Genomic DNA, 9,336 nt, shown 5'->3' with positions numbered 1-9,336 from the left:
TCGGAGAAATTGCGTTGCGCCTTGCCGTCGGGCTCCGTGTTCGGCGGCGCGGACCTCTTGCCGTTCTTTTTGCCCCCTTCGGCGATGCGGCGCTCCTCGGCTTCGGCCCGCGCCTTGCGCTCCGCCTCGGCTGCGGCCTTGGCTTCGGCCTCCAGCGCGGCCTTGGCCTCGCGGATCTTCTCAAGCCGCTTCTGCTTGTCGGCCACCCAATCGGGCATCTCGTCGCCGCGCTTGTCGCCGTAGAGCTTATCCTCCTGCGCATCGGCGGCCTCCGCCGCCTTGAGCCAGCGGTCGACCTCCGCTGCAAGCTCCGCTTCCCGCTTCTTCATGCGATCATAGCTCATCGCCTTGTGCTTGGACGCGTTCGCCTTGATCTTGGTGCCGTCGAGCGCAACGTGCCCGAGCTTCACCAACCCGGCCTTCTCGGCCAGCTTCAACACCTGCACGAACAGGTCGGCCAGCGCCTTCAGGTGCCGCCGCCGGAACTCTGAGATCGTGCGGAAGTCCGGCGCATCGCCCGCCACGATCATCATGAAATCCGCCCGCTCCACCGCCGCCCTGGCGATCCGCCGCGACGAGTAGATACCGCTCGCGTAGCCGTGCAGAAGCAGCGCCGTCAGCATCCGAGGATCGAACGGCGGCTGCCCCAGCCCGCTTCGGTAGCTGCCTATGATCGCCGATAGATCAAGGCTTTCCCTGACCAGCGACACGATCAGCCGCGAAACGTGGTCCCTCGGCACATAATCCTGCACGCTCGGCGGCAGAAGCTGGGCCTCGTCGATCTTCCAGGGGCGAAATTCCTTGCTCATGGCTGCGCAAGGAATCAGACTCGCTCCCTCTTGACCAGTCACTACTCAGACAGGCTCCTAGTCTCTCCACGTGGCCGCGCTGCTCGTCTTGTACGTGGCGCCAGCAACTTGTCGCCAGATTTCCAAGCTTTGACATTCTGCGCTTTCCACCGCAGGGCCGGACTGGCTTCTATCGAGGCGCGCACGTTTGCTGGCACCTCCAGAGAAGACGCGGCGATCTCACCCCGGTCCAGCACGGCATCCAAAAATGCGCCCTCCCCTGCTGTGAACTTAAACAGCGGCGCGAGCTTCTCCCGGCATTCGGTCGTGACGCTCTCGATCCAAGCTGCTGGGCCGCCAAAGCTGTCGAAATACCGATCGTGCAGGCACATGGTCAGCTTGCCGGTAATGTCGCCGACCTCGCATCCGATCTCCTCGGGCGAGGCTGTGCGCCAGTCGAAGCTCTTGGCGCTCGCACCGATCATCAAGGTGGCCGCCTTGATCTTCGCCCAGTCGAGAGACGGCATGGCGATGATCCGGTGGGCGTCGAACAGATCGCGCGCGGTGCGCCGCGTGATCAGCGCGACCATCTTGCCGGCGACGATCTCGTGGATATCGAGGACCGGAACATTCGTGGCCTGGTAGGATCCGATTGCCACCGATGGCATGCGATCCACGCCGTAGAGCGGGCCGCGGTAGAGATAATTGATCCCCGCGCCGCCCAGCGCAGAGGCGTAGCGATAAATCCATTTGCCGCCAGCGTGCTCGGACGGCTCACGCCGCGCGACGTACCCTTTCGATTCCATCAAGCGCTCGATCCGGTCTTCCAATCCCGGGCGGTCGGCGTCCATCTGTTCCTTGTCGACCGCGCCGACATAGTTGACGTCGATATCGACAGAGAGGCGGTCCAGATCGGAATGAAAGACGTTGAGTGCCGTGCCGCCCTTCAAGGCGACGCGCGGCCCGATCAGCGTGTCGGCGCCGAAGGCATCGAGAATGTCGATCAGCCGGATCACACGCTCCAGCGTCGCGTGCTGGAGCTGCCGCTCGGCCGCGATGTCCTGAAGCGTTTCTCGCGACGCGACCATCAAACGCCTTCAAAGGCGGCGTCGACCGCCTGCGCTGGGAGAAGCACGCGCCATGGCTCGACGAGCACCGCATGACCGGGTTCCGCACCCAGCGCATAATGCTTTGATCGTGGAAGCCGTGTTCGCAGGCGCGCCAGGACATCGTCGGAGACGCCGAGCGCGGCGCGCCGCTTCTCGAGCCACCAGCCGGAAACCGAGGCGAGCGACCGATTATCCAGCAGCTCGACATAGTCGGCGACCTTCGCCGGATCGAGATAGCGCACCAGATCCAGCGACTTCAGAACTTCCTCGCCGCCGCCCGCGAGTTCTGGCCGATGTAGGACATCGACGACCGTGCGTTCGACCGCCGTCACGCGGACCGTCACTCCCTGCCGGTCCATAGTCGCGGTCAGGTAGTTGGCCTTGCCTGTCGCCGCCAACGCCTTCGCCGGCGTGACGAAGCGGCAAGCACCAAATGGCAGGTCCACGCGCTCGGTCCGTCCGGCGCTGATAAGCTGAACCTCGTTGAACTCGGAATAGGCTATGCCGTGCAGCTCAAGGGCTGAGTGAAATCCCAGGACCCCATCGGGACGCAGCTTGCTCGCCGCGGCGAAGCGGTCGATCACCATCCGCTCCGCCGCCATGTGGGCCGGCACTGCGGCAAACACCTCGCGACTGACCCGCTTAATGTTGCCAGCGCGCAGGTGATGCCTAAGCAGGCTGGTGACATTGGCCGCGCTCGCCGGATGGCCGAAGGCCGCCGCGAACTCAGCCCGGGTGAAGACCGGATGAGCCGACAGGAAGCTGGCCGTTTTGTGCTGGCGGGGTTGCATAAGTCTTCAATTCTGCGCCAAGGCGGGTAATAAATAGCCAGTCTGACGCAAATTTGTCAACAAGTCTTCCTGAGAAAAGGGCCGATCGACCGTCCCTTTGATGGCGAAAACGCGCCGTATGGGCTAAAAATTACCCGTTCCGGCGCACTTCTAGAACAAACCGCCCCGCGAAAGGACCGCATCAGACGAATTAAGCGGTTTCCTTAGACGGATCTCCGATGTCACATAATTTACACTAGATATTGACATTGTCAGATTTTGTTACTATTTTGCCGACATTGGAGGCGGCCATGAGCGATGGACCATTCAGAAATGCGGAGTTGCCCAGCAGCTGGAAGCGTTATGGCCAAGACCTGGTCAGCGACGCCACGAGCCGTGAGGAGCGAACGACGCAGGCGTGCCACAGCATGATCGGTGACGTGGACATGAAGACGTTCAGTCCCCTTTTCGATGAACTCAAAGCTCATGCCGACCGCCCCCAAATGGACTTAGACCCGGTCACGGCGGTCGAAACGATTTTCGAGACTCATCCAACGTCGCCACTGGCGGATACCCTGCAAAGACATCTGATTGCGAATCTCCGGGATCAACTCCCTCCCGAGAAGGCGCTCGATCAGGCGCTCGACAGCACGACAAAAGAATGGATCGGCACCATCAAAAACCGGCTCGACGAAGAATGCATTCGTGCCCGCGAGCTCGGCGACATGAGCCGCGAAGATTACCAGAAGGGAATCGAGCGGAACCGCGAGACGTTCGCTGCCATCAAGCCCAGCGAACTCTGCGACGCCTTGGCCACCGGCAACAAGCGCGCGTTCAGGCAGGCGGTTGAGAAGAAAGCCGGCGTAGATGAGGGGCCCGAAGAGTGAGCGCCAATCCGAAATACTCACCGATGCAAGAAAAGCGCTTGATCGTTATCGAGAAGGGACAGAAGCGCAGCCGCCGCACCCTCCCGAAGGGTGCTGTGATCGCGGAGGTCGGCCGTCACATTTACTTTAATCCGGCGGTTCTGGATAGCTTTGACGTAAAGGGCTTCGAGCCGCTGCACTACGATATGCTTGTTCTTTGTCCAGGCAAAGAACCTCTCGCCGATCGGCACGCGGCAGATGCCGTTGGACTTCGGCAAGGCCAAGACCTTCGCCGTCGCTTACAGCGATGGTTTGGATTCGCGTGCCGTCTCCGCTCTGAGCGGGAGCGAGGCTGAGGCACTGTGTATCCGGGTCGCGGGCAATCGCCAGCGGCGCAAAAACGGGGATAGTTATTTCATGCAGATTCCCTTCAAGGTGAAGGGATATCGCGGGAACGAAAGCAGCTTCCGCTCGCGGGGATTTCAGTTTGCGGCGGTGACGGCGATTGCTGCACAGCTCTCAAACGTGACGCGCGTCATTGTTCCGGAGAGCGGCCAGGGCGCGCTTGGGCCGGTACTTCTCCCGCTGCACAACATCTACGCCGACTATCGCAACCATCCGACGTTCTTTCGGAAGATGGAGCGCTTCATCAAGGCAGTGCTGGGCTACCGAGTGCGGTTTGAGCAGCCACGCCTCTGGTCGACGAAAGGTCAGACGTTGCGCGCGTTTCTGGACATGACCGGAAAGTCCGAACAGCATCTGACGAGTACCCATTCCTGTTGGCAAACGCGCCGGGTCGTCAATGTAGGCGGTAGGAAGCAGTGTGGCCTGTGCGCGGCTTGCTTGCTGAGACGCCTCAGCCTGCATGCCGCTGGCGTTAACGAGGCGCCTGGTACGTATATCGTGTCCGACCTTGCCGCTTCTGACGCGGCCGATGCCTTGTCGGTCATACCCCAAAAGGCTGATCGGGACATCATGGTCGAATACGGAAGCGTCGGTGCGCGTCACCTGCAGCATCTCGCGGACATGAGCGGCTTGCCTGACGAGAACATTCGCGTTCACGCCTCGCAAATCTCAGCTGCGATAGCGGAAAACTACGAAGACACTCTGAAGAAACTGAGGACGATGTTGGTAACTCATGCCGAGGAATGGCGGGCATTTTTGTCCGCGCAAGGAGATCAAAGCTTTTTGAAAAGCTGGATGGATGGAGGGCGCAATGGCTGATCTGAATGAGCTGAGCGCACAGGAAATAGGACGCCGCCTGCGGATAGCACGGGAGAACGCAGACGTCCGCCAGGATGACGCGGCCCAGGTCATCGGCATGTCCCGCCCCACCCTTGTATCCATCGAGAAGGGCGTGCGCCGTGTGCGCATCCAGGAAATCCAGACGCTCGCGCGCCACTACGGCGTATCCGTCAACGCCCTCCTCCGCCGCGAGGCAGTGCATACCGATCTGATGCCTCGGTTCCGCAAGTTGCGGGAGACGGAGGACGCGCACACCACTGAAGCCGTTCAGCTATTCAACGACCTGATTAAAGCGGACGTTGAAATGGAGAATATCCTCGGCATCCAGCGACGTCGAAATTACCCCCCGGAACACGGTATAAACGAGGGCGACGTTGCGGCCCTCGCAGAAAAGCATGCCAAGGAATTGCGCGACTGGCTGGGTCTCGGTCCGGGGCCGATCGCCGACATCTTCTCGGTCATCGAACTGGGTCTTGGCATCCGATTGTATCAGCGTCGTCTCTCATCCAGTTCAAAGGTTGCTGGCCTCTTCACCTACGATGAAAGTGTCGGCGCCTGCATACTTCTAAACGCCAACCACCCATTGCCGCGGCGCATCCAGTCCGCGGCGCATGAGGTCGGCCACTTCTATGGTACCCGTCGGCTTCCCGAAGTGCTCGAAGACGATGAGAAGTTCCTCTCACGCGATGAACGCTATGCCAACGTGTTTGGCCGTGCATTCCTGACGCCAGCCGAGAGCTTCTCGGAAAGCTTCCGCCAACTGAAGGAGATCACCGGCAAAACGACCCGGCGCCTGATCATTCTCCTAGCCCAGCAATATAATATCTCGCGCCAAGCCTGCGGGCTGCGGCTCGAGGAATTGGGCCTTGCCAAGAAAGGCACTTGGGCATGGTTCGAAAACAACGGCGGCATCACCGATGACAATGTCCGAGAGGTCCTCGGCGAAATGGCCGATCGCCGCGATCCCGCAAAGAGCGACGCGGACCGACCCATCTCCCACCGCCTGAGCCTGATGGCGCATGCCGCCTGGAAGCGCGAGCTCATGTCGGAAGGACAATTGGCGGAGCTGCTGAGGGTGGGCCGAGTGGAGCTTCGCGCCGTTATCGACCAGATCGAGCTTGAGGAAAGAGACACGGATGAGTTGCACAAGCTCCCTGATTGATATCGCGGATCCGCTGATTCTCGACACAAGTGTTCTGATCAACCTTCACGCTTGCAAATATGGCGAGCGCATCCTCGCGTCCATTCCCAATGATGTCGTCGTGTCCGAGATCGTGGCTGGAGAGCTGGAGCACGAGACGAGCCGGCAAAACGGCGAGCACCGCTTTCTGTTTGATCTCTTGACGCGTGGAATCGTAACGCTCGCCACTATGACCGACGCCGAGTACGAGATTTTTCATGAACTCACGTCTACCTCGCCCTCCCTTGACGACGGCGAAGCTGCAACGATCGCCATCGCGGCAGCAAGATTTTTCCTGCCGGTTATCGATGAACGGCGCGGACGAAGCCGCGCCAGCGCGCTATTGAAAACGCGAAATCCAGGCTGGTCGTTAGACATCTTACGTCATCCAACGGCCATCGCGGTCCTCGGCGACCAACCTGTCATCGAAGCGATGTATCTCGCTCTTCGCGACGGGCGCATGCGAATTCCATTAGAAAGAGTGGAAGGCGTTATCGCACTTATAGGGATGGAGCGTTCACGCGATTGCACTTGCCTCCCTGGGTATCGAGAGCGAATTTTCGACGAGCGCTCTGGGGCCGCCGCTGTAAATTCTGCCGACAGCGCGAAGCTCCCGAATCTAAAGTGAACGGCGAACTCTGACTTGACGATGTCGCAACAGAACGCCAACGCATTGATTTCATTGGGTCGCGGGAGCGTTAAAGCGTGAACGAAACGCAGGTTTACCTGTGCTCTTCCATAGCGAGCCTCAGAGCCTTCGGGATGCGCTGCGCTTTTCCGCCCGAGATAAACGCGACCCGTACGCGCGCCGAGACCAACAGATCGTTCCCGCGCCTGCACTCCTGCAGCAAGCCAATCGACGCGCCTCTCACCTCTTGCGGGACCGTGACAATGTCAAGGAGGTCGTCCAAGACTGCCGGTTTTAGAAAGTCGATCGTCATCGAACGGACAACGAAGGCGGAAGCCCGGGGCGTCGTTCCGCGTTTCCTCGAGCAGCGCTTGCTGATTGGTGCCGAGCAGGCGCAAGTAATTCGTTCTGCCGCGCTCCATGAAACGCAGAAAATTCGCGTGATAGACAATCTGGCCGGCATCGGTATCTTCAAAGTAGACACGCACCTGCATGTAGTGCCGTCCGTCTCGAATTTCGCCGTCAAGAGAGACTGTCACAGCGCGGTTCCCCTTATTGCGCGTACAGGGACCAATTGTCTTGCACAGTGGCGGTTTTTTGAGCAAGCGCTAAAATCCTGCGCTTGCCGGAAGCTGAACCGGTCGCCCGAATACGGCAGGCACCGCGCTGCAGACATCGAGGCCGAAGCTGCGGAGGTTTTCCGGACGTTGGTCAATCAGGTGACACTCGTGCTCGAGACGGAAGAACTCGCGATTGCGCTACGCGGCGACCTCGCTGCGATCCTGCGGTTTGCGGCGGGCAAGAAGAACCCCCGGCTTCCCTTCGGAGGCTGGGACTCTATTTGCAATCGCAAGCATCGGTGGTTGCGGGGATAGGATTTGAACCCATGACCCGGCGACCAGGCCCGGTCGATTATCGCCGATGAGCTTTCAGCTCCTCTTCTTCCTGCGACGTGCGCCGGCGCTTCGACTCACTTCCCTGCCGCGAAGGGTAGCCGTGCGCCCGCGATGTCGGCCTGCCGGCCTGCCGCTCAGATGATGAAGTCGGATGATTGATCGCGGAGCCGGAGGTCTCAGTTCCCTTCGCTACGCTGAAAGCGGCTTGTCCGCATTTAGGATGGCACGGCAGAGCTGAAACCACTGAGACGACCAGCTCGCTTGTTTTCCGGTTCCCAAAGGTCTCGGGGAACCCTAAGGGGAGTGCCAAAAAAGCAGATTTTGTTATGGTTTTTACAAGAAACCCTAATTATAAATACCAAAGCAGGCTCCAAACTAGGCTTTGCTATGAAGCGCAGCGATCTCAGCCACACAATCCGGGAGACCCTGAAACGGCTCCCGCACCCGTATGAGGCGCACTACGGTATCATCCCACCACCTCCCCCGGAGCACGGGGTCTCAGTTATCCAAGCGATGAAGGCCTTGGACAATGCCCAGGGCGCGCTCGGGAAAATAGACGCAATCGCGACTCAGATGAAGGACCCCTACATTGTCAGCCGAATCCTGACCCGACGGGAGGCGGTCAGTTCGTCCTCGATCGAGGGCACCCAAAGTACGCTCGATGAACTCCTTTCGGTCGAGGAGACCGGCGGCGACGACGCAAAGGATGCCGCGCGCCAGGTCCGCAACTACGCTGTGGCTCTTGACGATTTCATCCCATTGGCGGCGAAGGACGGAGATGGCGTCTTCACGATCGATCTCCTGAAGAGTCTCCATCGCGCCGTCATGAAAGATGATCCCGATTACCAGGACGTTCCGGGCGAACTCCGCACGCGCGTGGTGTGGATCGGAGGGGGCGGCAACATCGCCTATTCAAGCCTAAATCCGCCGCCACCCGATGAGGTGCCGGCTTGCCTCGCTCAGACAGTCGACTACCTCCGCAACGAGGGAATGCAGCAGATGACCCAGGGTTTCATTACGCGAATGGCCATCGCGCATGCCCATTTCGAGGCGGTCCACGCGTTCCGCGATGGCAACGGCCGCGTCGGTCGTCTTCTTCTTCCACTGATGATGGCTGCCGAGAAGCACGTCCCCCTTTATCTATCTCCATACATTGAGGCGAAGAAGGGCGCGTACTACGCTTCCTTGAAGGATGCGCAGCAGCGCCTCGACTGGCAGCCTATCATAATCTTTATGGCAGAGGCCGTGACCGGCACCGTCGAAGAGCTCATGAAAACGCGCTCGGCTCTGTCCGAACTGTCAGAACTGTGGAGGAGCCGTCGCAAATTCCGAAAGGGATCGGCGGCCGCGCGCGCGCTAGACGAGCTTCCCCATTACCCGGTCCTAACCGCCAAACGGCTCGGAGAACTCCTCGAGATCAGCCCGCCGCAAGCGCACCAGGCTATCGCACAGTTGGAGGAGGCTGGCATTCTCGCCGAACGGACGGGCTACTCGCGCAATCGCGTCTACGCCGCGAATGATGCGCTGAACATCATCAACCGTCCTTTCGGTGAACAACCGATCCTTCCCGATGAATCGGAGCCTGACGACGCCGCGAAGGCGAGCCCGAAGTGGCCGTGATGGATAATGACCATGCGCGGCCGTTAGCGTGACCCCGATTAAACGGAAAGCCGCGATGCTAATAGTCGCGCTTGCCGTGATCGAAGCTGATCTGTAACCGCACCCTGCGACAGGCTGAACCTCCTCCGAATTGATGGACACCTGTAGTAGGCTCGATGAGTCAGGAGGTGTCGGATGGAAGGACGTCAACGTCGGTCGTTTACGGACGATTACAAGCGGCAAGCGGTCGATCTG

General features: G+C 60.0%; 9 protein-coding genes and 1 pseudogene. 5 read left to right on the top strand and 5 right to left on the bottom strand.

Features of this window, described 5'->3' with window-relative positions:
* The 3 genes from CQ13_RS03635 to CQ13_RS03625 form a co-directional block, all read right to left on the bottom strand.
* The coding region (locus CQ13_RS03635) for a transposase (protein ID WP_197427237.1) at window positions 1-809 on the bottom strand (809 nt) is incomplete at its 3' end.
* Window positions 810-850: 41 nt separating this feature from the next.
* Window positions 851-1,876, bottom strand: coding sequence for a nucleotidyl transferase AbiEii/AbiGii toxin family protein (locus CQ13_RS03630; RefSeq protein ID WP_057841660.1), 1,026 nt, complete (start codon window positions 1,874-1,876; stop codon window positions 851-853).
* Entirely contained in the window at window positions 1,876-2,688 is an 813-nt protein-coding gene (locus tag CQ13_RS03625; protein WP_057841659.1) for a type IV toxin-antitoxin system AbiEi family antitoxin domain-containing protein, read from the bottom strand. The genes CQ13_RS03630 and CQ13_RS03625 overlap by 1 nt, the downstream gene beginning before the upstream one ends.
* Window positions 2,689-2,978: 290 nt before the next feature.
* On the opposite strand from CQ13_RS03625, the gene CQ13_RS03620 reads away from it, so the two are divergent.
* Window positions 2,979-3,554 (top strand): hypothetical protein, encoded by a 576-nt coding sequence (locus CQ13_RS03620; protein WP_057841658.1) that lies wholly within the window; start codon window positions 2,979-2,981, stop codon window positions 3,552-3,554.
* Between the two features lie 17 nt (window positions 3,555-3,571).
* On the opposite strand, the gene CQ13_RS44215 is transcribed toward CQ13_RS03620, so the two are convergent.
* Window positions 3,572-3,817, bottom strand: a complete 246-nt coding sequence (locus CQ13_RS44215) for a hypothetical protein (RefSeq protein ID WP_197427236.1) — start codon at window positions 3,815-3,817, stop codon at window positions 3,572-3,574.
* Here CQ13_RS44215 and CQ13_RS03615 point away from each other — a divergent pair.
* Genes CQ13_RS03615 through CQ13_RS03605 form a run of 3 tightly spaced genes read left to right on the top strand, consistent with a single transcriptional unit; the run spans window position 3,798 to window position 6,586 of the window.
* Window positions 3,798-4,757 carry a 7-cyano-7-deazaguanine synthase gene (locus tag CQ13_RS03615; protein WP_197427235.1) on the top strand — a complete coding sequence of 320 codons (960 nt, stop codon included), beginning with the start codon at window positions 3,798-3,800 and terminating at the stop codon, window positions 4,755-4,757. The genes CQ13_RS44215 and CQ13_RS03615 overlap by 20 nt on opposite strands.
* Complete coding sequence (locus CQ13_RS03610; protein WP_057841661.1) at window positions 4,750-5,940, top strand: helix-turn-helix domain-containing protein; 1,191 nt, start codon at window positions 4,750-4,752, stop codon at window positions 5,938-5,940. The genes CQ13_RS03615 and CQ13_RS03610 overlap by 8 nt, the downstream gene beginning before the upstream one ends.
* Window positions 5,915-6,586 carry a PIN domain-containing protein gene (locus tag CQ13_RS03605; RefSeq protein ID WP_057841657.1) on the top strand — a complete coding sequence of 224 codons (672 nt, stop codon included), beginning with the start codon at window positions 5,915-5,917 and terminating at the stop codon, window positions 6,584-6,586. Before CQ13_RS03610 ends, CQ13_RS03605 begins: the two co-directional genes overlap by 26 nt.
* A 94-nt stretch (window positions 6,587-6,680) precedes the next feature.
* Here CQ13_RS03605 and ybgC read toward each other — a convergent pair.
* Window positions 6,681-7,125 (bottom strand): annotated as a pseudogene (ybgC, locus tag CQ13_RS03600) (tol-pal system-associated acyl-CoA thioesterase).
* A 660-nt stretch (window positions 7,126-7,785) separates the two neighbouring features.
* Between ybgC and CQ13_RS03595 the strand changes: the two are divergent.
* Window positions 7,786-9,102: a Fic family protein gene (locus CQ13_RS03595; RefSeq protein ID WP_245309010.1), complete on the top strand. Its 1,317-nt coding sequence runs from the start codon at window positions 7,786-7,788 to the stop codon at window positions 9,100-9,102.
* Window positions 9,103-9,336 lie beyond the last annotated feature (234 nt).

This window comes from Bradyrhizobium retamae (assembly GCF_001440415.1).
Classification (GTDB): domain Bacteria; phylum Pseudomonadota; class Alphaproteobacteria; order Rhizobiales; family Xanthobacteraceae; genus Bradyrhizobium; species Bradyrhizobium retamae.
The sequence above is the reverse complement of the archived record's forward strand: the minus strand, read 5'-3'. Positions and strand labels throughout refer to the sequence as shown.